Origin of the sequence: Gluconobacter aidae (assembly GCF_009547075.1) — a bacterium.
GTDB classification, from domain to species: Bacteria; Pseudomonadota; Alphaproteobacteria; order Acetobacterales; family Acetobacteraceae; genus Gluconobacter; species Gluconobacter aidae.
The window spans coordinates 23207-48419 of record NZ_WIPH01000003.1; the positions used below are offsets into that span (position 1 = coordinate 23207).

A 25213-nucleotide genomic window follows, 5' to 3' on the forward strand; every position below is an offset into this window, starting at 1 on the left:
GAGAGCATGAGGAAAGGGGAAACGAAGCGCATGAGATGCAATATAGCACTTTTCGGCGGTTGACGCATCCCTTTGTGGGGTGGGACACAGCGCGTTCTTCCCGTCGCCCGCCTTTCCCGAGCGGCATGCCCAGCAAGGATGCATTCACCATGTTCGAAGGCCGGATCACGTCTCCCGCCGCGCGGCGCCGCGCCTGGTGGGACAGTCTGTTCGTGGACCACTCCATCTTCCGGCTGGGCTGGACCAATCTCGCCCCCGTCGTGCCGGGCAAGGTCTGGCGCTGCAACCACCCCACACCCTCGCGCCTGCGCAGCCTGACGCGGCGTCTGCACCTGAAGACGCTCGTGAACCTGCGCGGGCATCGCAAATGCGGCTCGGACGCGCTGTCCCGCGGGGCAAGTGCGAAGCTCGGGCTGACGCATCTGGACATGGCTTTCGAGAGCCGTGGTGCGCCGCACCGCGACCGTATCCTGCGCTTTTACGACATGTACCAGACGCTCGCCTTCCCCATGCTCATGCACTGCAAGTCCGGTGCGGACCGGGCGGGTCTGGCATCAGGTCTGGTGCTGATGTTTGAAGGCGGCACGGCTCAGGACGCGCTGGAGCAACTCCACTGGCGCTTCGGGCATTTCAACCGCTCGCGCACCGGCATCCTTGATGCGTTTTTCCTGCGCTACCAGAAGGAAGCCGAGGGGCGTCTGCCGTTTCTGGACTGGGTTCGGGACGAGTATGACGAGGACCGTCTGCGGGCCGATTTCAAGGCGGGGAAGCTGGCATCCTTCGTAAACGACAGCATCCTGCGCCGGGAATAAGGCGCCGGGAGTAAGACTCAGTCCGGTTTAACGTCTGCCGGGCCGAGGGAGCGGATCAGGTCCAGCATCCGCTTGCGGACCGCAGGGTCCGGGATGCGGTAATAGGAGCGCACTAGGTCGACCGTCTCGCGGCGGCTGAACAGGGCGGCCTCATCCACCGGAAGATCGAACAGACGCGGCGGCGGTGTAACCGGATGGGATGGCGGCCCTCCAAACGCCGACTGCGTCTCGGCGAACCCCGTGACGGGGGCCTGCGTGGCGGGCGTCTGGCCGAAAGCCGGATTGAATGTCGGAGCGGAACCGGAAAACGGCCGGGGCGCGCTGGACGGCACGGACGGGCGCGCCTCCTGCATGTCATCGAAGAAGAAGCCGATCGGCACGTCCAGAACCTGCGCCAGATCGTACAGGCGGCTGGCGCCCACGCGGTTGGCGCCGCGCTCGTATTTCTGGATCTGCTGGAAGGTCAGACCCAGAGCCTCGCCCAGTTTTTCCTGCGACAGCCCCATGAGCGTGCGACGCAGCCGGATGCGGTTGCCGACATGGACGTCCACCGGTCCGGCCGCAGCGGAACTGCGGGATTCAGGGCGGGCGCGATCCGAAGAGGATTCTTTTTCTGACACATGTAAATGGCTAATAAAACAACCACAGATTGTCAATGTTAACCTTTATGCACTTGCAGGTCCCAGTCGCGCTTCTTCCTTTCCGTGGGGACGAGAGCCAGAACCATGCACAGGATCGAAAGCGCAAGCGGCGTGGCCCGACCGAAGCGGGAAAAGAAAGTCGGGGGGAGCGGTGACGGAATATCGCTGACCAGCACATCCGCCCGCCCCCAGCCCAGACGGGCAGTTTCATGGCCGGTCGCGTCATAGATGGCGGAAATGCCAGTGTTGTTGGCGAAAACAACCGGAAGCCCCTCTTCCACGGCCCGCATCCGTCCCGTGGCGAGATGCTGGCGGGGGCCAGCGCTGTTGCCGTACCATGCGTCATTCGAGATCGTGACGAGCCAGTTCGGGCGGTCATTGCGGACGGTGACGGAACCCGAGAAAATGATCTCGTAGCAGACCATCGGCCCCACGCGCCCCATGCCCGGGAGGTCCCATGTCTTCAGACCCGGCCCCGGAGTCAGGACACCCGGCAGGACGTTGAAGGGCAGGATCCAGGGCTGATATTCGCCGAAGGGGACGAGACGACTCTTGTCGTAGATCGCCGCGATACTGCCATCCGGGGCGACGGCGATCAGGCTGTTGAACCAGTCCTTGCCGGATTCACGGTCCGACCCGACCAGTGCCGGAGCGCCATCGGCGGCGCGGGCGATCATCTGCCGGGCCAGTGTGTCTTCGTCCAGAAGACCGGGGAAGCCGGATTCCGGCCAGATCACCACGGGCGGACGACCACCTTCCGCGAAAGCCTTCTGTGCCCCCTGTGCGGTCAGGCGCAGATAGCGGCGGAAATTGCCGACCGCGTCCGCATGACTGATGACTTCGGCTTCGGGCACGTTGCCCTGCACCAGAACGGCGCGGGGATTGGTGATGTTCAGCGGCGTGGCGGACGACAGGCGCCAGGCTCCGGCGGCGATCCACACCGCGGATACGGCCAGCACGGCCACAGCCGCCCGTCTGCCGCGAAACAGGGCGAGAGAGCCGAGCACCAAAGCGAGCGACAGGCCGTCCACACCCAGCACCGAAGCCGGCTGGATCATGACGTCTCCGGCGAAACCGGGAAGTTCCAGGTCACTTCCCAGCGGGTTCCACGGAAAGCCCGAAAACATGAAGACGCGGCCCATGTCCATGACGGTCCAGCTTCCCGCGAACATCAGCACGCGCCGCCAGCCGGGACGCACGACGCGGCACAGGATCGCCGGGACGCAGATGAAGGGCGCGATCAGCAGCGCCACGCCGGGGGACGCGAAGGGGACAACCCACCAGAACTCATGGACGCGGGTAAGGATGGCGTTGGTCAGCCAGTAAAGTCCGACCGTGTGGAATCCCATGCCGAACAGTAAGCCGCACCAGGCCGCCTGTTTCCAGGACCGCGCGTCTTCAGAGACGCGATAGAGGATCATCAGCCCTACGGGCAGCAGGAACAGGACATGCACCGGTGGCAGGGACAGGGCTGCCAGCCCACCGGCAAGCAGCAGCAGTCCGGCCAGGCGCCAGCCACGGACAGGGAGCGTCGAAATCATGAAGGAACCGTCCGGCTGACGAAAGGGCTGAAACAGGAAACAGCCGGACCCTGAAGATCCGGCTGCAAAAAAACTGTCAGTCGAGGGCGTCGCGCAGGCGACGTTCGTAATGGCGGTAATATTTGTCCGCCAGAAGCTCACTCTTCACCAGAACGGCGACATCCGTCGTGTTGAACTGCTCGTCCACGACCGCGCCATCACCGACATAGCCACCCAGTCGCAGATAGCCCTTGATCAGCGGTGGCAGCTTGTTGAGACACGCGCGGTGGTCCAGCACATGCGGATCAGTCCGCTGCATTTCCACATAACGATCGGGCAACGCGCGGATGCGCAGAGCCGGCGGCGCCAGGTGATTGTGGTGCATGTAGGTGAGCTGGTCAGCCAGAGCGTCCGGGTTCGTGCCGGGAAGGCTGCCACAGCCGAACAGCACGTCGATCCGATGCAGGAAGATGTAGGACGCAATACCGCGCCACAGGAGCTGCATCGCGGACCGGCCGCGGTATTCCTTCGCCACGCAGGAACGGCCGACTTCAAGCAGGCGACCGGGAAATTCCGTCAGGGGCGAGATGTCATATTCGGAAGAGGTGTAGAAACGCCCGACCTTTTCGGCGGCATCGGATCGCAGAAGGCGGTAGGTCCCGACAACGCCTGCGGCGCCGGGCCCCTTGGCATGGTCGATAACCAGAAGGTGATCGGCGGCCGCGTCGAATTCATCCACGTCACGCTTGGTGCGAAAAGCCCGTTCGTCGGGATGGGCGCCGAGTTCCTCGAAGAAGACCCGGTAGCGCAGGGCCTGAGCGGCATCACGCTCCTCCTCCGTCTCGGCGATGCGCACACCCAGCGTACCGCCGCGCAGTTCCTGGAAACCGCCTTCGCGGTTCAGGGACAGGGTGGAGAGCGTCTCCATCTGGCGCAACGTTTCTTCGCTGCTGGCCAGCGCATGGGGAGCGGAAATGGGGGTGCCAGCCGGTTTGGTGGTCATGATCCGCTCTTGTTCCTGTTCTCTGGGACAGCGTTTTTCCTGTCCTCGGGCTCGACACGTCGCCCAAAAAGCTCGATCCGGTGGGAAACGAGATCAAATCCAAGCCGCGCGGCAAGCCGGGCCAGAAGTCGGACCGGCTCCTCGTCCTCGAACTCGATGACGCGGCCACTATCCACATCGATCAGATGATAGTGATTGCCGCTGTCACTGGCTTCGTAACGTGCGCGACCGCCGCCGAAATCACGGCGTTCGAGGATGCCTTTTTCTTCCAGCAGGCGGACCGTGCGGTAGACCGTTGCGACGGAAATGCGGCTGTCGATCTCGGACGCACGACGATACAGCTCCTCGACGTCCGGATGATCGTCAGCCACGGACAGGACATGGGCGATCACCCGTCTCTGCCCGGTCATCTTCAGGCCGCTTTCCACACACAGGCGGGCAATGTGCGAATCATCCGGCACAGGGGAAGACGGGGCCTTCCGATTCCCTGGGCCGGTGCGTCTCTCGGCGATTTTCGTATCTGCGACCATATCTGCGGCCTAGCCGAAAAACAGGCGTCTTGTCCACTTCGTGGAGCCTGTCAGGCTTTCCCTGTCGCCGGGATGAAGAGACCGGCGACAGGGAAAAGAGGCTCTCAGTCTTCGCGACGACGGCCAAGGCCGATCTTGCGGGCCAGCGAGGAGCGGTGGTTCGCATAGTTCGGAGCCACCATCGGGTATTCCGGCGGCAGACCCCAGCGCTCGCGATATTCCTGCGGCGTCATATTGTAGGCGGTCTTGAGGTGACGGCGCAGGAGCTTCAGCTTCTTACCGTCTTCCAGGCAGATGATGTAGTCCGGGAAAACCGACTTGCGCGGCGAAACGGCCGGCACCGGCTTTTCAACAGGAGCCTCTTCCGGAACGTTCACCGTTGCAAGAGAGTCATGGACGGACCGGATCAGGGCCGGAAGAGCGTCAGCCGGAATATCGTTGTTCGATACATAGGCCGTAACGATCTGCGCGGTCAGCTGATGCAGTTCGGGAGCATTTGTCTCTTGCGACATTGTAGTTAAGTCCTTCATCCTTGAGCGAGTGAGCATGTAGCAGTCATAAATTGCTCGATTCAAGCATAAAAAGAAAGAAACATGTGCGTGACAGAAAATGAAACATTTTTCATAGATATAACTGAAAAAAAATGCCCCATGACCACAGTATATGTCCGGGCAAAACTCGATACCATGACTTCCGGGCAGACACTCGAAGTACGGCTTCGCGGAACAGAAACACGGAAGAACGTTGGCAGGTCCGTAAAGGCACTCGGTCACGCACTTCTGACGGATTCACCTGTTACTGACAGCCCGGATCTTTACTGCCTGAGCGTTAAACATTGCTAGAAACAAGAACCTGCGCATCGCTTCCATCTCTGTAATAACCGCGACGGAGCCCCGCTTTTACGAAACCGCACTTCTCATACAACGCGGCAGCCTGAATATTACAGACTGATACTTCCAGAAATACTTTCCCTTTGCCAAGAACATTCTGCACCAGAGACTTTCCGATGCCGCGGCGCCGGAAATCGGGGTGCACGGCGAGGGTCAGGATTTCCGTCTCGTCCAGAATGGTCCGCGCAAGAATGAAACCGGCGGGAACCGTACCGAACACGGCAACCGTGGCTTCAGTCCCGCAACCTGAAAGCAGGGCGGCAAATGAAGTTGCATCCCAGACTTCTCCGCCGCGAAACGTGACTTCATGCAGCGCGGCCAGAAGCGGCGCACATTCGATCCCCATGACCCTTAACTGAAAATCCTTTTCAGGACTGCTCACAGTGGCGCAGGCCTCAGACCGGCAGCGGGGGGTTTTGCTTCGGGGGGATCAACATAGAGCGGCATCAGCGGACCGGGGGGGACGCCCTGCGCGGCCTGCACGATATCCAGCGCATAAGGCGCCTCGCAGGGAAGCACCGGACAGGGCCAGCCGGTCTTTTCAGAAACGGCGTCACCCGTCACGCAGGCCCAGCCTGTGGGATCGAGATCGGCGGTCTGGCTGGCTGTGACCGGACCATGCGGCGGGTCCACGAAAACGCGGCCACGACGGGCGATGCTGACACAGACCGCGTCCGGACGGGCGAGTGTGGCGCGGATGGCCGCACCGAGCGTGACGCCGATCGTGGGGCAGTTCCAGCCTGCCGCCAGCCCTGCCGCCAGCGACAGGGACGAGCGCAGGCCGGTGAACGAACCCGGGCCGATGACGGCGACGACGCGGTCGGGAGGCATGGTCCAGTTGTTCTGCGTCAGGAGTTCGCGGATGGCGGGCGCGAAATGTTCGGAGGCGCCGCGACCGGCCATCAGCTTTTCCGCGACGACATGCCCGTCCTCGACGAGCGCCACCAGACTGGTCAGGCCGGTTCCCGCCCCTGCCCCGTTGAAAACGACTGTCCTGACAGACCCCGCCCTTACAGACACAGACAGGCTTCTCCGAAGTCCAGCCGGGGCGCACGAGGCTCGGCATGGTCGGGAGCAGGTTCGTTTTCCGCCGGGTAGCCGAGCCCCACGAGGAAGTTCACGCGCCAGCCGGTGGCGTTCAGCAGCGTGTCCTCGACCATGAAGCTGTCGAAACCGGACATCGGCATGGCGGACAGGCCGAGCATCCGGGCGGCCATGATGAGATAGGCGCCTTCCAGCGTGCCGTTGCGGAACGCCGTCTCGTCGGACAGGCCCACATCGGCGGCGAACCAGTCGCGCAGGCCCTCCTGCGGGTTCAGACGCGGCAGGGCCTCGAAAAACAGCGGATCATGACAGACGACGGCCAGCACCGGAGCCACCATGGCGCGGGCCACGTTTCCCGGGGACAGGGCGGGGCGGATGCGCTCGCGGGCATCCTGTGTCGTGAGGAAGACGAAGCGGCCCGGTGAGCAGTTGCCGGAAGTCGGCCCCAGCTTCACCAGATCATACAGGCGGCGCAGGACATCCTCCCCGACCGGCCGCGGCGAGAAGCTGCGCGGGGTCCGGGCCTGCGTGAACAGGGCCTCCGCGCCCGGAACCGGTCCACAGAGAGAAGTCTGGCCGTCCATGGTTCAGTCCTCGACCTGTTCGACCGAGACGACTTCGGGAACATAGTGCCGGAGCATGTTCTCGACGCCGTGTTTCAGGGTCGCGCGGGAGGAGGGGCAGCCGGAGCAGGCCCCCTGCATGGCCAGATAGACCACGCCGTCCTTGTAACCACGGAAGGCAATGTCGCCGCCATCACCGGCGACAGCAGGGCGCACGCGGGTGTCGAGCAGGTCCTGGATGCGGCTGACGACTTCGGCGTCTTCAGGAGAAACATCATGTTCCGGAGCGGCCTGCGTGCCGGACAGGACCGGGCGGCCGCTTTCGAAGAAGGTCGTGATCGTGCCCAGGACGACGGGCTTGAGGTCGCCCCAGCTGATATCGTCGGACTTGGTGACGGAGACGAAATCGCCGCCGAGGAAGACGCGGCGCACATTCGGCTGATCGAACAGGGCGCTCGCCAGTTCGGAGCGTCCGGCGGCGACATCCGCATCACCGAAATCAACGGGCCGGGCATCGCCGGTCACGCTGCGGCCGGGCAGGAATTTCAGAGTGGCGGGGTTGGGAGTGTCTTCGGTCTCGATGAACATCGTGGTCATGTCCTTGCGTTCCAGTCGCTCTGACATGTGCCACTTCTTCCCAAGGTGCAAGTGTCGGGACTGCATTGGTCCGACTTCCCGTGTTTTTAACGGCAGGGCGGAGGTTTTCAGACCTGTTCGTCCTGCCCCTCGGTTTTCCTTTCCGGAGAAGGGAGTCCCCGGGGCAGGATGATGGTTGCGCGCAGGCCGCCATAACCTTTCGAGGCATCTCCACGCCCCAGAACCAGAGAGCCACCCTCGCGCGCGATCTCACGCTGGACGATCGCAAGCCCCAGCCCGATTCCCCCCGTCGTCCGCGAGCGCGAGCCTTCCAGACGATAGAACGGAGTCAGGACGCGCTCATATTCACTTTCGGGAATGCCGGGGCCGCTGTCGCTGATGGCGATTTCCAGCGCGCCGTCCTCGCGGGTGCGAAGGGTGGCGAGGACATTGCCGCCATAATTGATGGCGTTTTCGATCAGGTTCGACAGGACGCGCTTCATGGCAAGCGGACGCACATGAACCAGAGCGCGGCTCGGTCCTTCGTAACGGGCCTCGTGCCCATGATCGACATGGTCGTCCACGAGGGTTTCAAGCGTGGCGACGATATTGATGGTGCGCGGCACTTCCGGATCATCCGCGCCGGCCAGATAGGCGAGAATGCCGTTCACCATGGCTTCCATCTCGTCCAGATCGGCCTCGATGGCGGCCTGTGCGTCTCCGTCATTGAGAAAACCGCAGCGCAGGCGCAGGCGTGTCAGCGGTGTTCGCAGGTCATGCGACACGGCTGCCAGAGCCTGCGTCCGGTCGTTGATGAGGCTCTGGATGCGATCCTGCATGGCATTGATGGCATGAGCCAGCCCGCGCACTTCGGGCGGCCCGCGCTCGGCCAGCGGCACCCAGGTTTCGCTGGAGCCGATGCGATCCGCGACCGAGACCAGCGCACGGAGCGGCATGCTGAGACCGCGGATCAGCATGGCCGCGGCAATAGCCACGGCCCCGGCCGCGATGGCTGCCGAGGCCAGACCGCGCGTGACGCGGTGATGCCCGAGCATGCCGGGCACGCGGAAATGGATGTAGCTTCCGTCCGGCAGGCGTTGCGAACCCAGCACATCCGCGCTTCCCGGACCGAGCGTGTAAAGGTCCAGATGGGCCTGTTCGAGAATGGGGTCGTCCGCCGTCAGACGCCGGACGAGTTGTGTCAGGGCAACCGGGTGGCGTCCCGGCAGCGCGGGCGTGATCGAGGCAGGCTGCCACGCCACGCTGAGTTCACTGCCCGAGAGCATGACGGCCAGAAAAGATCTCTGGCTAACGGGCGCTGCGGCGAGAACGCGCAGATCCGTACTCAGCGCCTCGCCCAACTGGGCGATGCGCACGTCATCGACGATATAGGTCTCTGCCTGACCGTAGAAAATGGCGTTCGTCAGGAACACCAGTGTCACCGCGACGGTCAGGACAACACAGACGCGCCCGACCAGCCCCAGCGGCCACAGCAGAATGCGATTCTGGATATTCAGACCCGTTCAACCTCGGCTACGAAGATATAGCCCAGACCGCGCACCGTGCGGATCAGCTGATCGGCATCCGCCCCCAGCTTGCGGCGCAGACGGCTGACGAGAACGTCGATGCTGCGGTCCGACACGTCGCCAAGACGGGTCCGCGACAGTTCCAGAAGACGGTCGCGGGCGATGACCCGCTGCGGATTATCCAGAAAGCTGGTCAGCAGATCGTGTTCCGCGCCGGAAATATCGACGGTGGCCCCGGACGGGTCCGTCAGTTCGCGGCGGCGCAGATCCAGCGTCCAGCCCGCGAAACGCAGTGTCTCGCGACGCACGCGCTCCTGCGGCGCGCCGGTGGCGATGCCACGGCGGAGCACCGCACGCACGCGGGCCAGAAGTTCGCGCTGACCGAAGGGCTTGGGAACATAGTCATCCGCGCCCGATTCGAGACCGTTCACGCGGTCGCGCTCCTCGCCACGGGCCGAGACCATGATAATCGGCACCTGGGCCGGCGGGGTTTCGTTCTCATGCGTGGCACCCTGCCCGCTGCGCAGCGCGCGGCACAGTTCGATGCCGCTTTTGCCCGGCAGCATGATGTCCATGATGATGAGATCGACGGGCGCCACTTCAAGCGCGGCCCACATCTCGTCTCCGCAGGCGACACCCCGGGCACGGAAACCGCCGCCCTGAAGGGCACGGAGAATGAGGGTCCGCATACCCGCGTCATCTTCGACGACGAGGATACGGGCGGGAAGATCAGGGTCGGAAAGATTTGGCACCATGTCTTTTCCATAGTCTCCACGGGGTTGGCATCACAAGCAACAAATCCTGACAATGCCAGTTCCCGGTACTTGAACGCTCATGACGAAAAGAGATTAGCATCGTACACTACAACGCATCACGGCCATGCCCGTTCTGCTGGCCCGTTTCATGCGTTCTGTTGGAGTCGTCAATGTCACGAGTTTCTCCCGGCGTCGTCAGTGGCGCCAGCTATACGGCCCTGATCAAGGCCTGCCACGACGGAGGCTATGCTCTCCCGGCCATCAATGTCGTCGGCACCGACAGCGTCAACGCCGTTCTGGAAGCCGCCGCGCGCAACAACTCGGACGTCATCATCCAGGTCTCCAACGGTGGCGCGCGTTTTTATGCGGGCGAAGGACTGCCGGATGTCCATCGTGCCCGCGTGCTCGGCGCGGCCTCCATGGCGCGTCATGTCCATCTTCTGGCGAAGGAATACGGAATCGCCGTCATCCTCCATACCGATCATGCCGACCGCAAACTGATCCCCTGGCTCGACGACCTCATCACGATGAGCGAAGACGAGTTCAAGGCGACCGGCAAGCCGCTGTTCACGTCCCACATGCTCGACCTTTCCACGGAACCGCTGGAAGAGAACCTTGCGACTTCGGCTTCCATGCTGAAGCGGCTGGCGCCTCTGGGGATGGGGCTGGAAATCGAACTGGGCGTTACGGGCGGCGAGGAAGACGGCATCGGCCATGACCTCGAAGAGGGCGCGGACAACGCGCATCTCTATACGCAGCCCGAGGACGTGCTGAAGGCCTGGGAGCTGCTCTCCCCGATCGGGACGGTGTCGATCGCCGCGTCCTTCGGCAATGTTCATGGCGTCTACAAGCCGGGGAACGTGCAGCTTCGCCCCGAAATCCTGAAGAACTCGCAGGATGCCGTCCAGAAGGCCACGCAGAGCGGTCCCAAGCCGCTGCCGCTGGTGTTCCACGGCGGCTCGGGCTCGACGATCGCGGAAATCGACGCCGCCGTCTCCTATGGCGTGTTCAAGATGAACCTTGATACCGACATCCAGTTCGCCTTCGCGCAGGGCGTTGGCAGCTATGTTCTGAAGCATCCGGTCGCCTTCCAGCACCAGATCGAACCCGGCACCGACAAGCCGATGAAATCGCTCTACGATCCGCGCAAATGGCTGCGCGTGGGCGAGAAATCCATCGTCGAACGGCTGGATGAAGCGTTCGATATCCTGGGAGCCAAGGACCGGTCGATCGCCCGCAAATCCTGACGGGACCGGCGTTCAGGAGGCTCCGGCCTCCTGAACGGGTTTCCTGACTTCAGGGCCCCGGCGTGGCAGACGCAAGCTGCGCTTTCGCCACATCGCGGCTGTCGGGAAGCGCGTCTTCCCAGCCACCGCCGAGCGCGTTGTAAAGCCGCGTCAGGTTGGTCGCCATGGTCGCGTCGCTATTGGTCAGATCAAGCTGCGCTGACTGAAGCTGGGCCTGCGCGTTCAGGACGTTCAGATAGTTCGTCAGGCCGCTGCGATACTGACTCTGGGCCAGCATCAGCGCCTTGCCGTTGTCACGGACAGCATTCTGAAGACCCTGGCGGCGCAACTGCTCGTCGCGATAGGCGATCAGCGCGTTGTCCACGTCATGCCAGGCCTTGATGACCGTCTGCTGATAGGAAATCGCCGCGGCCTTCTGAGCGTATTTCTTCAGCTCAAGCTGACCGTACAGACGGCCGCCCTGGAAGATCGGCAGGGAGATGGACGGGCCCACATTCCAGGCCCGCGCGTTCCAGAATCCCAGATCGCGGAAGGACAGGGTCTGGAAACCGAAATCGGCGTTGATCGTGACCTTTGGATAGAAATCCGCCGTGGCCTCGCCCACTTCGGCCACGGCACCGCGCAGACGGGCTTCGGCCTCGCGGATATCCGGGCGGCGATGGGCCAGTTCGGACGGGAGGCCGACGGGCACCACCGGCGGGACAACCGGCACGCCGGCGTTCTTTTCCAGTTCGGTGTTCAGGCTGCCCGGCGGGGCGCCCAGAAGCAGGGCGAGGGCGTTCTCTTCCTGCGCCACGGCCTGTTCGAGCTGCGCTTCCTGACCCTGCGTGTCATGCAGGCGGGCCTGAGCGGAATCCACGTCCAGTTCCGTCACCAGACCGCCGCGATAGCGGTCCTGTGCGATGGTCGCGATCTGTGTCAGGACCTTGAGGTTGTCGCGCAGGATCTTCAGGCGCTGCTGGTCGCCGCGCAGGCTCATATAGCCGTGCGCCATGTCGGCCTGCTGGGCGATGAGGACGGAGCGACGCTCCTCATCCGTGGCCTGAAGGTCGGCCTTGGCGGCATCATACTGATGCGCGACGCGGCCCCAAAGGTCGATCTCATAGGTCGCGTCGATCGCGCTGCGCCACTGGTTCAGCAGCGGGATGGTTGCGCCGCCAGCCGCATTCTGAAGCATCGGGCCGACGGTGCTGCCGATCGAGCCGCCTTCGGACTGCGCGATGCCGCCCGCGACATGGCCGATGATTTCCTGAAGCTGCTTCGTGCTGTACTGGCTGCGCTGGTAAGAGCCCGAGGCACTCAGGGCCGGGAAGCGCTCGGCATCCGCCATGATGAGCTGAGCACGGCTCTGCGCCAGATTGGCGGTGGCAAGGCGGAAGGACAGATTCTGGTTAACCAGACGGTCTTCCAGCGACGTCAGTTCCGGGTCGTGAAAGACCGACCACCAGTGACTGTCGGCTTTCATCTCGCTGACGATGCTATCGGGCGCACCCGCCATATGGTTCGTATAGTGTGCCGGTGCCCAGGGTTTGGGCGCATGATATTCAGGCCCCACCATGAGGCAGCCGGACAGGGTGGACAGGGCGCAGCCGCAAAGCAGCGCGCGGGACGTGAAGGCTGCGCTCACAACGAAACTCCTGAGGCGGAAATGATCTTGCGATGACCGACCGGTTCGGTCAGCATGTCAGGAACTTGACCTGACGGACAAAAGGATCTTTCGCTCAGATGACGGGCATCATGGACGACGACCACGCGGACACTCCCGACTGGTCGGGCAGCGCCGATCCTGCGGGATGCGCCAAGCGCGAACAGATCCTCAAGGGCGCGGAAACGGTCTTTCTGGCGGATGGCTACGAAGGAGCGTCCATGTCCCGGATCGCGCAGATGGCGGGCGTCTCCAAGGGCACACTCTACAACCATTTCGACGGGAAGGCGTCCCTGTTCTCCGCGTTCTTCGAGGAACAGGTGCGCTGCCGCCTGGCCCCCATCGAAGCCCTGTCGCGAAACGACGGACAGTCCGTGCGCGTGACGCTGGTCCGCTTTGCGGAAATGACCGTGCATCTTCTGGTCTCGCCCATGGCGCTCGGGCTGTATCGCATCATCGTCGGCGAGGTGAACAAGTTTCCCCATCTGGCTGACACGTTCTGGCGTTACGGTTTTGGCCGCACCCTCAGCAACCTGACGGAATACCTGACCCGTAGCGTGACCCGCGGAGAGCTGGACATCGCCGATCCGGGTCTGGCCGCAGAGCAGTTCCTGCTCATGTGCCAGGTCCGCATCATCCAGCGCCGCCGCTTCGGGCTGCCGGTCGATGACAGCGATGCCGCCATTGCGACATTTGCAGCCTTCACCGCTGACAGCTTCATGAAGATCTACGAACCCCGCCATCAGTGACCGCCCCCGGAGGCCTGAGCCTCCTTCTTGCCGTTGGGTGACAGCAGGAAGCACAGAGGCACCACGAACAGCGCGATCACGCCGATCCAGTCGAACACCTCGTTATAGGCCAGCATGGAGACCTGCGAGGTAAACTCCTGAAAAAGCCGGTACATGGCGAAGCTGTGCGCCTGCGCCGGAACCATGCCGTGCGCCTGCGCGGCCTGCTGGACGGTAGCGATATAGCTGTTGAACTCCGGGTTCGCCGGTGTCATGTGGTCCGTCACATAAGTCTGATGCCGCTGCCGGGTCTCGATGATGGCGGCCGTAGCGAGCGAAATCGCCAGCGAGCCGACGTAGTTCCGGGCCATCGAGAACAGGGCCGACGCATCGGAGTTCAGCTCGCGCGGCAGGGTCGAATAGGCGATCGTCGAGATCGGCACGAACAGGAAGGCCAACGAGGCCGTCTGGCTGATGCGGTAGAACATCAGGTGCCTGAAATCCGTGCCGGCATAGAGGTTCGAGGCCTGGAACATGGCCATGCCCATCGCGAAGAACCCGAAGGCGATGATGTAGCGCATCTGGATGAACTTCATCAGCCTGCCCACGATGGGAATCAGACAGATCACCGCGACACCACCCGGAGCCAACAGCAGACCGGATGTCGTCGCCGTATAACCAAGCACCTGCTGGGCGAACTGCGGAACGATGATGGCCGAGGCATACAGCGTCGCACCCACCATCGAAATCAGAAGCATCCCTGTCGCAAAGTTGCGGTCCTTGAGCACAGACAGGCGGACAAGCGGGTTCTTGGCGTAGCACAGCCACAGAATGGCCCCAAGGACGCCGATCACACCCAGCACGGCCATCGTGACGATGAACGGCGAGCCGAACCAGTCGTCATCTTCGCCACGATCACACATGACTTCGAGACAGCCCAGACCCAGCGTAATCAGACTGATGCCGATCACGTCCACCTTTTCGCGCTTCTGGCGCTCCCAGGGCGGATCCTCGACGAAGGCCGTCACGGCCATGACCGTCAGGATGCCGAAAGGCACGTTGACGAAGAAAATCCAGCGCCAGGAAAAATTATCCGTCAGATAACCACCCAGCATCGGGCCCAGAACCGGGCCGACAATGGTGGCGATGGCGGTCAGGCCGAACGCCGCGCCGCGCTTCTCGGGCGGGAACGTGTCGAGAATGATGGACTGCTGGCTGGGTTGCAGACCACCTCCGAAGAAGCCCTGCATAAGCCGGAATATCACCAGCATCGGCAGCGATGTTGCCAGTCCGCACAGGAAGGACGAGACGGTGAACATCGTGATGCAGATCAGGAAGTAGCGCTTGCGGCCGAACAGCCGCGACAGCCAGCCCGAAATCGTCAGCACGATTCCGTTCGCCACCAGATAGGACGTGAGCGCCCAAGTGGCGTCATCATACGAACTGCCGAGCGACCCCGCGATATGCGGCAGCGCCACGTTGACGATGGTGGTGTCCAGCACCTCCATAAAGGCCGCCAGCGTAACCGTGACGGCCACAAGCCACGGATTATGACTGGGTTTCCAGTCCTGATTCTCGGCAGTATCGCTCATGTCCGGTCGCTCATTTCACGTAGACCGTCGGCACGACAGACAGACCAAGTGCCAGCGGGATGCTCGGATCAAGACCGCTGTCCAGCACAATCTTTACCGGAATACGCTGCACCGTCTTCACGAAGTTTCCGGTCGCATTCTCCGGGGGGAAGGCGCTGAAGGATTCACCCGAGCCGAGCTGGATGGAGTCCACGTGGCCATGCAGTTTGAGCTGCGGATAGGCATCGACCTCGATATCCACCTTCTGGCCCGGACGCATGTGGGTAAGCTGCGTTTCCTTGTAGTTCGCCACGACCCAGACTTCCGGCTCGACGATGGAGAACATCTGCTGGCCGGTCTGCACGAAGTTGCCGCGCTCGACGTTACGCTGGGAAATCCAGCCGTCATGTGGGGCGCGCACTTCCGTCCATTCCAGGTTCAGACGGGCCTGCACCAGATCCGCATTGGCCGCTGCCAGGGCAGCCTGTTCCTGCGAAACGCGGGCATCGGCATTGGCCACGTTTTCCTTGACCGGCTCGGCTTGTGTCAGCTGACCCTGGGCCTGAAGCACGCGGGCCTTGGCCTGATCCAGCGCGGCTCGGGCATAGTCGATATCCTGCTGCGAGGTGGCGGCGCGAGCCACCGAACGCTGGCGGCGGTAGTCGGCTTCAGCCTTGACGAGCTGCGCCTGCGCGGCGGCAAGATTACCCTGTGCGGTGACGAGCTGTCCCGGGAAGTTCTTGTGCGCCACGGCCAGCATGAGTTGGTAGGCGTCGATATTGGCCTTCGCCTGCGAGACGGCGGCTTCGGCCTTGTTCAGGGAGGCTGCATAGTCGCGGCTGTCGATCCGCACGAGCAGGTCACCAGCATGGACGAACTGGTTGTCGTTCACCAGAAGCTGCGTGACGTAACCGTTGACGTGAGGCGCAATGGCGATCTTGCGACCGGCCGTGTAGGCGTCATCCGTCTCGATATTGTTGCGGGTCAGGAAAAGATAGGCCCCGATACCCACGAGCACCACAATCACCAGCAGGATCAGCGCGACACGGACAAGGGGATGGCGCTTTTTCTGCGGCATTCCGTTCTTGTCGGATGTCGTGTCACCCTGCGCGTGATCGGCCTGATCGCCTTGCGCCATAATGTTTGTCTCGCTTTGAAAACAGGTCTGTCAGATCGTGACCGGATGTGCTGTGCAGGGCCTGAAACCCTCTACTGACCGATCGGTTCGGTCATCCATGACATATCGTCTCACGGGCTTCAAGCCAGAAAAAACTGATCCGTTTCCATTCTCCCGCACGCCACCGCTCGCTCCGTCGTTCACGCCTCCCACGGACTCGGAACGTCCTGCACACGGGCGAGCCCCTCGACGAAGCGCCGCCGCTCGCTGTTCCCCTGCGTCCCTTTCCCCAGGCGCAGCAGCCAGGACGGATGGGCAAGTGCCAGACGCCGGACAGTATTTTCGCCCGTCCCCACCGTCCATGATGTTCCACGCACATCCGACATCGCCATGCCCGGCCCGTCCAGCGCCCTGAGTGCCGTGGCCCCCAGCGAAACAATGAGTTTCGGACGGATCAGCGCGATTTCCTGCTCCAGCCAGGGACGGCAGGCCACCACATGTCCTGCATCCGGATTCTGATGGATGCGCCGGCGCCCCTGAAGACGGAAGCGGAAATGCTTGACGGCATTCGTCAGATACAGCGTGCCGCGATCGATTCCGGCCATGGCGAGCGCCTCATGCAGGAACTGCCCCGCCGGACCGACGAAGGGACGCCCTGCCAGATCCTCCTGATCCCCCGGCTGCTCTCCGACGATCATGATGCGCGCGTCTGGCGGCCCTTCTCCCACAACCGCCTGCGTGGCCGGACAGTGCAGCGGACAGGCTGTGCAGATCCGGATTTGCCGGGCCAGCACGTCCAGAGTCTCCGCCATATCGGGCAGCGGCGGCCCGGCCGGACGCTGCTCACGGGCCCGCAGGCGCTCATGAAAGGCCGGGGCGGGCCGGAGTTCCTGTTCCGCCATCGTCCGCACCCGTGCCTCCGCTCCTGCGACAAGCTGCGGGATCAGGCGGGTTTCCGGCAGGTTCTTCCAGTAACGGCCGGGCATTTCGCGGCGCATCGCTTTCGTGCGCACACGGGCCGGATTGAAGGTCGAGGCATAGTAGGTGTCCCACAGTTCCCCGAAACCGTCGTCCAGTTCCGGCTGCTCGCAGGGTTCCGGGCTGCACACCAGCTCTTTTCCGTCCCAGCGGATAGATCCGCGCGGGGTGAGGATCATCCAGTCCATGTCCGTGAAGCGCTTCGAGAAGAACGGGGCGATACGTTCGAGAATATGATGCTGCGGCTCGAACCAGGCGAGGAACCGCCGCCTCTCGCACTGCTGGACGGGATCTTCCCGGAAGCGGAGGAAAGACGCCATTTTGTGGCAGTCCTCCCGGTTCTGCCGCACCATGATCCGCGCCCTGGCGATGTCGGCATCCGTCGTCACTTCCAGCAAATGCGGATTGCTCTGCACCCGCCAGGCGATTCGGTAGGCCAGCGCAAACCGACCGGGATCGGAATGGCACAGCAGATCCCGCAGCAGAGCGATGCAGGATGCCCGCAAGGTCACGGTTTTCGCGACAGGCAGGGCCGTCAGCGCCTCCAGTCCAGCGCCATCATCCGTGATCTGGCCGAAAAGATCCGTCTCCCCACCCCGGATCCGCCAGTCGAGGGCCTCGGGCGGGATCGCGCGCTGCAAGGCTGCCCGCGCCATCTCCCGCCAGGGTTCGAACGCGGCACTGTCCTCAAGCATCAGGACATAACGCGTCACAGAAGGCTCATCTGCTGCGGCGCGGGGCTGAACAGGCTGCGCAGATCGTGTCGATCGGTCAGGCGGGCGGGACTCCAGCCCGGCGTCTGCACGAACGGGCGCACCTTGCGGATGGAGACATTCAGCCGCGCCAGATCTTCCAGCCGCACCGCCTGATGGCGCCGCGCCCGGAGAATGGCTGCCACGGCCTTGATCCCCAGCCCCGGCACCCGCAGCAGCATTTCCTTCGACGCCCGGTTCAGATCGACCGGAAACAGCGCCCGGTTGTCCAGCGCCCAGGCCAGCTTGGGGTCCAGCTCCAGATCGAGCATTCCATCCGCACGGCCAGCCGTCAGTTCTCCGAACGCAAATCCATAGAACCGGAACAGCCAGTCCGCCTGATAGAGCCTGTGCTCGCGCTGAAGCGGCGGACTTTTCGCGGGTAGCAAAGCCGAAGCGTCGGGAATGGGACTGAAGGCCGAATAATAGACACGCCGCAGCCCGTAGGAGCCGTAAAGATTGGCGCTGCTGGCCAGAATATCCTGATCGGACGCCGCATCCGCCCCCACGATCATCTGCGTGCTCTGCCCACCCGGCGAGAAGCGCTCGGCCCGGCGCCCGGTATGGCTGCGTTCCCTGCCCGCATCGATTTTCAGGCGCATCTCGCCCATGGCCTGCCGGATACCGCCCGCCTTTTTCTGCGGCGCATACTGCTCCAGACCGGCCACGGTCGGCATTTCCACGTTGATCGACAGACGGTCCGCATAACGCCCCGCCTCTTCCAGCAGACGTGGCGATGCATCGGGAATGGTCTTGAGATGGATATAGCCCCGGAACCCGTGCTTCAGACGCAGGTCCCGCGCCACCTGCACAAGCTGCTCCATCGTATGATCGGACGAGCGGATGATGCCCGAAGACAGGAACAGCCCCTCAATGCAGTTCCGCCGATAGAACTCCAGCGTCAACCATACGACTTCCTCGGGCGTAAAGCGCGCGCGCTCCACATTCGAGGACGAGCGGTTGATGCAATACGCGCAGTCATAAACGCAGAAATTGGTCAGCAGGATCTTGAGAAGGGAAATACAACGGCCGTCCGGCGTAAAGGCATGACAGATCCCATTCCCCGTCGTGGAGCCCAGACCGCCGCTTCTGGCCGAGTCCCTCCGACCCGAGCCGCTGGACGCGCAGGACGCATCGTATTTCGCCGCATCGGACAGAATCGCAAGACGCTGGGAAAGGGATTTCTTCATTGCGTGTTCTTATTTCGTTCCAAGATAGGGATCGCAAGAGAAATCGTGAATTTAACCAGTTATTTCCTAGTTTTCCGTTATTCCGGGAGTGCTTTTTTTAACGGAGCAGATTCAGCTTCCGTTAACCACTCCCCCCTATCCTGACTTCGCAAACCTGCACCGACGGAGAACAGATTCAATGTCATTGTCAATCAATACGAACACTGCGGCAATGGCCGCGCTCCAGAGCCTGAACCAGACGACGGCTGACCTGACCAAGACCGAAAACGCGGTCTCCACGGGCAAGTCCGTCAACACGGCGTCCGACAATCCCGCGATGTACTCCATTGCCCAGAACATGACCGCCCAGATCTCGACGCTGTCGGGTGTCTCCACGGGCCTTCAGTTCTCCGCTCAGGTGCTGAACACCGCAACGACCGGCCTGTCGAGCATCTCGAGCGCCCTTCAGTCGCTCGCGACCACGATCGGCACGAACACGACGGGCGTTGACAACTCGACCCTGAACGACGCTATCACCAAAACGCTGGCCTCCATCGACTCCGCTGCCACCGGCGCGAAGTTCCAGGGCGTGAACCTGCTGTCCGGCCAGACGGGCAACGGCACGACCTACACGACCCTGTCCACCGCCATGGACTCCCAGGGTACGATGTTCACGCAGAACGGCTTCAACGTGACCTCCGCAGGTCTGGGCCTGTCCAATCTGAGCATGGACACGCAAGGCTCCCTGCTGGCACTCGGTAGCGACCCGACTGCAGCCTCGACTGCCCTCGGATCAAATCCAGCTATCCAGATGGAGAACGTTGCGGCAGCTGGAACGGGCGGCACTGTTAGCGCAACGAACCCTGCTGTCACCTACAACTTCATCGCGGACGACCAGTCTACTGCCGGACAGGGCGACGCTCTGGGCGTGCTTAGTAAGGCAGTCGGCGGGAGTGGTAGCGATGTCTCGCTCAATTCGGACGGGACACTGGCGATTTCGGGCACGACGGATGCTATTGTCTCCCAGACAACAGCATCCGATGGATCGATCACCTACTCTCTGAAGAACGGTGATAGCATCGTCCAGTCCAAGGACGGCAATGGCAACTCCGTTTACACCGCTAACACAGCCTTCGACGCCAATGGAAACGTGACGACCAAGACTGTTGTCACGGACGTCGATACATCTGCCGCAAAAAATATGTCCGCTACAGGCGGGACATCCAGCGTCAAGAGCGTCAAAGAGGTCGACCTGATGACGCAGGCTATGGAATATCAGGGCTTCGGTGTCTCCCGCGATTCCAGCAACAACCTGACCATCGCAGGCAATTCCATTTCTGCCACGAATACCACGATGGGCAAAATCACCTCCGGAGCCTTCACCGCCGGAACAGCCGGTACCCCTGCGGGCTTCACCGGCACAGCCACAGCCGTCACTGGCGCCACAGTCGTCAGCGCCGTCATTCAGGCTGCGATTTCCAGCGTGACGCGCACGGCGTCCACGATCGGTTATTCCAGCACGACGATCGCTAACCTCCAGACCACGACGTCCAGCCTGTCCGACGCCCTGACGACGGGTGTCAGCGCGCTGACGGACGCCGATCTGGCAGCGGAAAGCGCAAAGCTGACCTCGCTTCAGACGAAGCAGCAGCTCGCCGTTCAGGCCCTGTCGATTGCGAATTCGCAGTCGTCCACCCTGCTCAGCCTCTTCCGCGGCTGATCAGGTTTCTGAAGGGGGCCGGTTCATCCGGCCCCTTCCAGATCCCCCCTGCCACGGCAGGACTGTTTCAGAAGCCTGGTGCCTTTCCCGCACAGGCTTCTGAAACAGTCTTTTCCGAAAGGAGTTTGCCTTCGTGACCTATGCAGCCTCACAGTACCAGAAACAGTCCGGAAGCTATCTGTCTTCCCGGGAAGTCGAGGTTATGGCGTTCCGGCACGTCAATACGCTGCTGACGCAGGCAAAAGATCATGACAAGAAGGTCGCGGCGCTGGCAGCCAATCTGAAGCTGTGGAGCATCCTGTCCCTGAGCGTCGAACGGGTCGATTGCCCCCTTCCGCCCGTGCTGCGCGATGACATTCTCAAGGTCGGGTCGTGGTCCATGCGCTATTCCAATGCGGCCTTCAACGCACCGAAAGACCTGCAGCCCCTCGTCGATGTCAACAACGACATGATCGAAGGCCTGTCCACGGAACCCGCGCCTTATGCCATGACGCCGTCTCCGTCTCAGGCCTATGGCGGGTCGGCCACGAAATCCTCTTTGGAACTCGTCGGCTGAGCGTTTCCGGCAACCGAGCATTTCCCAACTAAAAAAAGGGCGCCGGTTCAGCCAGGCGCCCTTTTTCATGCTCCGAAGCAGAACCATGCGAGGCGGTACCGTGCCTCGCATGTCGTCACAATCTCAGGGAGTAATCGCCAGCCGGTTATCCGCACGGTCGATATCCGGAATGACGTGATCGGGATCGAGCGTCACGGCCTTGAGGCCGTCATGAACCGGCAGCGAAACCACAATGTCGCTGCTCTGGCGCCAGGCTTCCGTCGGGATGCGAAGCTCTTCCGATTTTCCATCCGCATAATCGGCGCGCAGAACCACCGGCAGCGGGAGCGACCCGTAATTGCGAACCTGCACGGTCGCAGGCTTTCCGGCGTCATGATGGACGTCTCCGAGCGCATAGTCCGGAGCGGCATTGGTGAAATACCAGCCGCGCCAGAACCAGCCCAGGTCCTCGCCCGCTTCGCTGCTCATCAGCCGGAAGAAATCCGACGGAGACGGGTGTTTGAACGCCCATTCCGCAATATAGCGCCGGAACGCCGCATCGAACCGGACCGGTCCGAGGATCTGTTCGCGCAGCAGCTTCAGTCCATAAGCGGCTTTGAAATACGTCACGCTGTGGCGGTATTTCTCTGAGACGCTGTCTGCCGCAGTCATCAGCACCGGAGCGTCCGGATCCGTCAGGACCGGCACGATGTCCTGTGCGGGATTGCCCGTTCTGGGAGCAAACTCCGGATCACGCTTGGGGGCGAATTCGCCGTTGTTGAAGTGGTCAGACGCATAGACGTCGATGAACGTATTGAAACCCTCATCCATGAACGCATTGCGGCGCTCATCCGTGCCCACGATCATCGGAAACCAGCCATGGCCCAGTTCGTGCGTCGTGATCCAGAAAAGCTTCGGGTCGCGATCGCTCATGCCATCGAAGACGATGCCCGGATATTCCATGCCCGCGCCATGCCCGCCCAGATTGATGGCGTTCGGCCAGGGATATTCGAACCACTGTGACGAGAAATACTCGATGGCGTGTTTGACGTAATCCGTCGAGCGGTCCCAGCCATGCGGCCCGATTCCTTCACGCGGATAGACCGACATCGCAAGCCGCGGCACGGCGTGATAGTTCGCCCAGGGCACGATCGGCGGCAGATTGATCCGCGCGGCATCCCAGACGAAAGCCGGCGAGGCCGCGAATGCCACGTCGCGCGTGTTGCGCATGCCGTAATGCCAGGTGACTTCGCCGCTCTGCTTCAGATGGCTTTTGGGATCGGTAATGTCATCGAGCGTGCGGATCATGACACGGGTATCGCTCTGCGCGGCCTGTGCCAGACGGTTGCGCTCGACGGGGGTGAGGACCTGCTCGGGATTGAGCAGCGCGCCAGAGCCCACGAGCGTGTAGTTCCAGGGCACGGTCACGCTGTAATCGAAGCTGCCATATTCCAGAAAGAACTCCTGCCCCAGATAGGGCAGCGTGTTCCAGCCGCGGCGGTCATCATAGACGCTCAGACGCGGATACCATTGGGCGACTTCATAGATGTCGCCTTCGCGTGTCGGTGTGACGGCGGTGCGGCCACCCCACGGACCGGGCAGCGTGTAGTGCCAGTCGATCTTCACGAAGGCCACGCCATGCGGATCGATCGTGCGGGGAAGCGTGAGCTGCATCCGCGTGTCGGAAATCAGAGGCGTGACATCCACTTCGCGGCCGCCCTGCACGACCGAAACATGCTCGATCACCATGCCGTCGGTGTGGTTGCCAGCCAGATTGTGACTGCTGGCGACCGCACCGATCGCAGAGCGCGTATCGGCACGGTAAATGTTCTGATCGAGCTGGAGCCACAGGACATCCAGCGCCTCGGGGCTGTTGTTGCTGTAGGTCACGGTTTCGGAGCCGTGCAGGACGTGAGCCTGTGTGTCGATCCGCGAATGGATGACGTAATCCGTGCGATTCTGCCAGTACTGCGGACCTGGAAGACCCGAGCCTGAACGATAGACGTTCGGAGCATCGGGAAGGCTCAGGGGAGCGAAGACAGCCGCCGGGTCAGCAAGGGTCTTCGCGATGACGGGCTTGGGCAGCAGGGCCGCGGGAACGAGCACGCCTCCTATCAGAGGAAGCAGAAAAAAGCGCACAGACATCCGGGACAGGCCCTCCGTTGGAGTATTCGATCTCAACCCGTTATAATGTCGTCAAGCGCTCCCAGATAGGATGCCAGGTCAACTTTCAGCGGCATCAGATACGCATTGTCGTTTTTCTCACTCACGATAGCCAGCATCCGGCGCGCAAAAGCGATATTGCCCGCCAGCGTTCCATCGTAGTCACGCGGAAAGACCACATGGTTCACGCGCTCCCAGTATCGGCGGGATTTATCGCCCAGAACGGGCGAAATCCCCCAGAACACCGCGTCATCCGCCAGCCAGTCCATGCAGCATTCGAGCATCGGAATATCGAAGAGCGGCTGGGTGAAGAACCCGCAGGCACCAGCATCGCGTTTGCGGGCAATATCCTCGAGTTCCTGATACGGCGCGCGGCGATACGGATCGAACACCGCATAGACCTTCAGATGCGGCGCTTCCCGGCGATAACGTTCGATGATCTGGGCCGATGCATTGGGATAGACCGTCCAGTCGCTTCCGGCCGGCGGAGGATCGCCGGCGACGACGAGGATGGACGTCAGCTCCGGACGATCCGCGCCCGGCAGTGGCGCGCCCGGCGCGATATCGGCGGCACGGATATGCGGGATGACCTCGAACGGCGCCTGTTTCGTGACCAGCGAAGCGGCGTCGTAGCTGCGCAGATCAAAGCGCATCAGGTCCGGAACATTCAGCGTGCGGACCTGCGGCAGAACGTCGCGCACGGTCTGCACATCCGTCAGCAGGGCCTCGGGGGAGCGCGGAACCAGTTCGACCGAAACGCGGGTCATGAAGACACGTCCGCGACGGCCTGCGTCGCACGGGCGGCCTGAAGCGTGTTGTGCAGCAGGCAGGCGATCGTCATCGGACCCACACCACCCGGAACCGGCGTGATGTGAGCGGCGATCGGGAGCGCCTCGTCGAATACCACGTCACCCACCAGCCGGGTCTTGCCGTTCTCGGCCGGGACGCGGGTGATGCCGACATCGATCACGGTCGCGCCCGGCTTGATCCAGTCTCCGCGGACCAGTCCGCTCCTGCCCGTCGCCACGACCAGGATGTCCGCTTCCCGGGCCAGTTCCTTCGTGTTGCGGGTGTGGATATGCGCGACCGTAACCGTGCAGTTTTCCTTGAGCAGGAGCTGCGCCATCGGCTTGCCGACGAGGTTGGACGCGCCGATCACCACAGCGCGCATGCCGGTCATGTCCTTGTGCACGGACTGGAGCAGCATCAGGCAGCCCAGCGGGGTGCAGGGCACGATCCCGTCGATCCCGAGCGACAGGCGGCCGGCATTGACCTCGCCCAGACCGTCCACATCCTTGTGCGGAGCAATGGCGTTCGTCACCGCAACCGGGTCGATCTGCGCGGGGAGCGGAAGCTGCACCAGGATGCCGTGGATTTTCGGGTTGGCGTTGAGCTGGGCGATCAGGTCCAGCAGTTCGTCCTGAGACGTGCTCTGCGGCAGCATGTGCATGAAGGAACGCATGCCCACGCGATGGGTCTGGATCGCCTTGTTCTTCACATAGACTTCAGAGGCCGGGTCATTGCCCACCAGAACGACGGCCAGACCGGGAATGGTATTGCCCTGCTCGACGAATTTTGCCACTTCGCGGCCCACCTGATCGGTCAGGGCGCGGGCAATGCCCTTGCCGTCAATGATCTTCGCCGGTTCGGCAGGCTTCTCAGGGGACAACATGCTCATGGGCACTCCGGATGACAACTGGCAGTCATTTCAGTTACGCTGACGAACAG

The 25213-nt window shown here is 62.5% G+C and carries 25 protein-coding genes; 6 read left to right on the top strand and 19 right to left on the bottom strand.

Features of this window, described 5'->3' with window-relative positions; genetic code table 11:
* Nucleotides 1-149: 149 nt before the first annotated feature.
* Nucleotides 150-812 carry a protein-tyrosine phosphatase family protein gene (locus GFJ39_RS02300; protein WP_153429675.1) on the top strand — a complete coding sequence of 221 codons (663 nt, stop codon included), beginning with the start codon at nt 150-152 and terminating at the stop codon, nt 810-812.
* A 17-nt stretch (nt 813-829) separates the two neighbouring features.
* Here GFJ39_RS02300 and GFJ39_RS02305 read toward each other — a convergent pair whose 3' ends face one another.
* From GFJ39_RS02305 to GFJ39_RS02325, 5 genes are all read right to left on the bottom strand, one after another.
* Nucleotides 830-1468, bottom strand: coding sequence for a helix-turn-helix domain-containing protein (locus tag GFJ39_RS02305; protein WP_153429440.1), 639 nt, complete (start codon nt 1466-1468; stop codon nt 830-832).
* A gap of 2 nt (nt 1469-1470) precedes the next feature.
* Nucleotides 1471-2994: an apolipoprotein N-acyltransferase gene (gene lnt / locus GFJ39_RS02310; RefSeq protein ID WP_153429441.1), complete on the bottom strand. Its 1524-nt coding sequence runs from the start codon at nt 2992-2994 to the stop codon at nt 1471-1473.
* 76 nt (nt 2995-3070) lie between these two features.
* Entirely contained in the window at nt 3071-3901 is an 831-nt protein-coding gene (locus GFJ39_RS02315) for a GNAT family N-acetyltransferase (protein ID WP_194285272.1), read from the bottom strand.
* A gap of 71 nt (nt 3902-3972) precedes the next feature.
* Entirely contained in the window at nt 3973-4506 is a 534-nt protein-coding gene (locus GFJ39_RS02320; RefSeq protein WP_153429444.1) for a Fur family transcriptional regulator, read from the bottom strand.
* A gap of 104 nt (nt 4507-4610) precedes the next feature.
* Complete coding sequence (locus GFJ39_RS02325; RefSeq protein WP_011252343.1) at nt 4611-5018, bottom strand: Ros/MucR family transcriptional regulator; 408 nt, start codon at nt 5016-5018, stop codon at nt 4611-4613.
* 81 nt (nt 5019-5099) lie between these two features.
* On the opposite strand from GFJ39_RS02325, the gene GFJ39_RS02330 reads away from it, so the two are divergent.
* Complete coding sequence (locus GFJ39_RS02330) at nt 5100-5348, top strand: sulfurtransferase TusA family protein (RefSeq protein ID WP_153429446.1); 249 nt, start codon at nt 5100-5102, stop codon at nt 5346-5348.
* Here the strand turns inward: GFJ39_RS02330 and GFJ39_RS02335 are convergent.
* The 6 genes from GFJ39_RS02335 to GFJ39_RS02360 form a co-directional block, all read right to left on the bottom strand.
* Nucleotides 5335-5742: a GNAT family N-acetyltransferase gene (locus tag GFJ39_RS02335; RefSeq protein ID WP_153429677.1), complete on the bottom strand. Its 408-nt coding sequence runs from the start codon at nt 5740-5742 to the stop codon at nt 5335-5337. The two genes, GFJ39_RS02330 and GFJ39_RS02335, sit on opposite strands and share 14 nt — an antisense overlap.
* A 32-nt stretch (nt 5743-5774) precedes the next feature.
* Nucleotides 5775-6416 (bottom strand): tRNA (adenosine(37)-N6)-threonylcarbamoyltransferase complex dimerization subunit type 1 TsaB, encoded by a 642-nt coding sequence (gene tsaB / locus GFJ39_RS02340; RefSeq protein ID WP_325062792.1) that lies wholly within the window; start codon nt 6414-6416, stop codon nt 5775-5777.
* Nucleotides 6407-7024, bottom strand: coding sequence for a malonic semialdehyde reductase (locus tag GFJ39_RS02345; RefSeq protein WP_153429449.1), 618 nt, complete (start codon nt 7022-7024; stop codon nt 6407-6409). Before GFJ39_RS02345 ends, tsaB begins: the two co-directional genes overlap by 10 nt.
* Before the next feature lie 3 nt (nt 7025-7027).
* A complete protein-coding gene (locus GFJ39_RS02350; RefSeq protein WP_041112651.1) occupies nt 7028-7591 on the bottom strand; it encodes a NifU family protein in 564 nt (187 codons plus the stop codon).
* 116 nt (nt 7592-7707) lie between these two features.
* Nucleotides 7708-9072, bottom strand: a complete 1365-nt coding sequence (locus tag GFJ39_RS02355; RefSeq protein WP_153429450.1) for an ATP-binding protein — start codon at nt 9070-9072, stop codon at nt 7708-7710.
* Between the two features lie 20 nt (nt 9073-9092).
* A complete protein-coding gene (locus GFJ39_RS02360; RefSeq protein ID WP_153429452.1) occupies nt 9093-9860 on the bottom strand; it encodes a response regulator in 768 nt (255 codons plus the stop codon).
* A 170-nt stretch (nt 9861-10030) separates the two neighbouring features.
* Here GFJ39_RS02360 and fbaA point away from each other — a divergent pair, with 170 nt between their 5' ends.
* Entirely contained in the window at nt 10031-11107 is a 1077-nt protein-coding gene (gene fbaA / locus GFJ39_RS02365) for a class II fructose-bisphosphate aldolase (RefSeq protein WP_153429453.1), read from the top strand.
* A 49-nt stretch (nt 11108-11156) separates the two neighbouring features.
* Here fbaA and GFJ39_RS02370 read toward each other — a convergent pair whose 3' ends face one another.
* Nucleotides 11157-12734 carry an efflux transporter outer membrane subunit gene (locus GFJ39_RS02370; RefSeq protein WP_325062793.1) on the bottom strand — a complete coding sequence of 526 codons (1578 nt, stop codon included), beginning with the start codon at nt 12732-12734 and terminating at the stop codon, nt 11157-11159.
* A 98-nt stretch (nt 12735-12832) separates the two neighbouring features.
* Here GFJ39_RS02370 and GFJ39_RS02375 point away from each other — a divergent pair, with 98 nt between their 5' ends.
* The gene (locus GFJ39_RS02375) at nt 12833-13501 is read left to right on the top strand and encodes a TetR/AcrR family transcriptional regulator (RefSeq protein ID WP_153429455.1); all 669 of its coding nucleotides are present in this window, start codon (nt 12833-12835) and stop codon (nt 13499-13501) included.
* Here GFJ39_RS02375 and GFJ39_RS02380 read toward each other — a convergent pair.
* From GFJ39_RS02380 to GFJ39_RS02395, 4 genes are all read right to left on the bottom strand, one after another.
* Entirely contained in the window at nt 13495-15072 is a 1578-nt protein-coding gene (locus GFJ39_RS02380) for a DHA2 family efflux MFS transporter permease subunit (RefSeq protein ID WP_153429456.1), read from the bottom strand. The genes GFJ39_RS02375 and GFJ39_RS02380 overlap by 7 nt on opposite strands.
* A gap of 10 nt (nt 15073-15082) precedes the next feature.
* Complete coding sequence (locus tag GFJ39_RS02385; RefSeq protein ID WP_153429458.1) at nt 15083-16189, bottom strand: HlyD family secretion protein; 1107 nt, start codon at nt 16187-16189, stop codon at nt 15083-15085.
* A 179-nt stretch (nt 16190-16368) separates the two neighbouring features.
* Nucleotides 16369-17859, bottom strand: coding sequence for a UdgX family uracil-DNA binding protein (locus GFJ39_RS02390; RefSeq protein ID WP_325062794.1), 1491 nt, complete (start codon nt 17857-17859; stop codon nt 16369-16371).
* Nucleotides 17856-19088, bottom strand: coding sequence for a putative DNA modification/repair radical SAM protein (locus GFJ39_RS02395; RefSeq protein WP_153429459.1), 1233 nt, complete (start codon nt 19086-19088; stop codon nt 17856-17858). Before GFJ39_RS02395 ends, GFJ39_RS02390 begins: the two co-directional genes overlap by 4 nt.
* A 178-nt stretch (nt 19089-19266) precedes the next feature.
* Between GFJ39_RS02395 and GFJ39_RS02400 the strand changes: the two genes are divergently transcribed.
* Complete coding sequence (locus tag GFJ39_RS02400; protein WP_228391745.1) at nt 19267-20787, top strand: flagellin N-terminal helical domain-containing protein; 1521 nt, start codon at nt 19267-19269, stop codon at nt 20785-20787.
* A gap of 133 nt (nt 20788-20920) precedes the next feature.
* Nucleotides 20921-21343: a flagellar biosynthesis regulator FlaF gene (locus tag GFJ39_RS02405; RefSeq protein WP_325062795.1), complete on the top strand. Its 423-nt coding sequence runs from the start codon at nt 20921-20923 to the stop codon at nt 21341-21343.
* Nucleotides 21344-21466: 123 nt separating this feature from the next.
* On the opposite strand, the gene GFJ39_RS02410 is transcribed toward GFJ39_RS02405, so the two are convergent.
* The 3 genes from GFJ39_RS02410 to folD are packed head-to-tail and all read right to left on the bottom strand — an operon-like array spanning nt 21467 to nt 25163.
* Complete coding sequence (locus GFJ39_RS02410; protein WP_153429461.1) at nt 21467-23467, bottom strand: M1 family metallopeptidase; 2001 nt, start codon at nt 23465-23467, stop codon at nt 21467-21469.
* 32 nt (nt 23468-23499) lie between these two features.
* Nucleotides 23500-24252, bottom strand: a complete 753-nt coding sequence (locus GFJ39_RS02415; RefSeq protein ID WP_153429462.1) for a methylenetetrahydrofolate reductase — start codon at nt 24250-24252, stop codon at nt 23500-23502.
* The gene (gene folD, locus GFJ39_RS02420; RefSeq protein WP_153429464.1) at nt 24249-25163 is read right to left on the bottom strand and encodes a bifunctional methylenetetrahydrofolate dehydrogenase/methenyltetrahydrofolate cyclohydrolase FolD; all 915 of its coding nucleotides are present in this window, start codon (nt 25161-25163) and stop codon (nt 24249-24251) included. The genes GFJ39_RS02415 and folD overlap by 4 nt, the downstream gene beginning before the upstream one ends.
* Nucleotides 25164-25213: the final 50 nt, after the last annotated feature.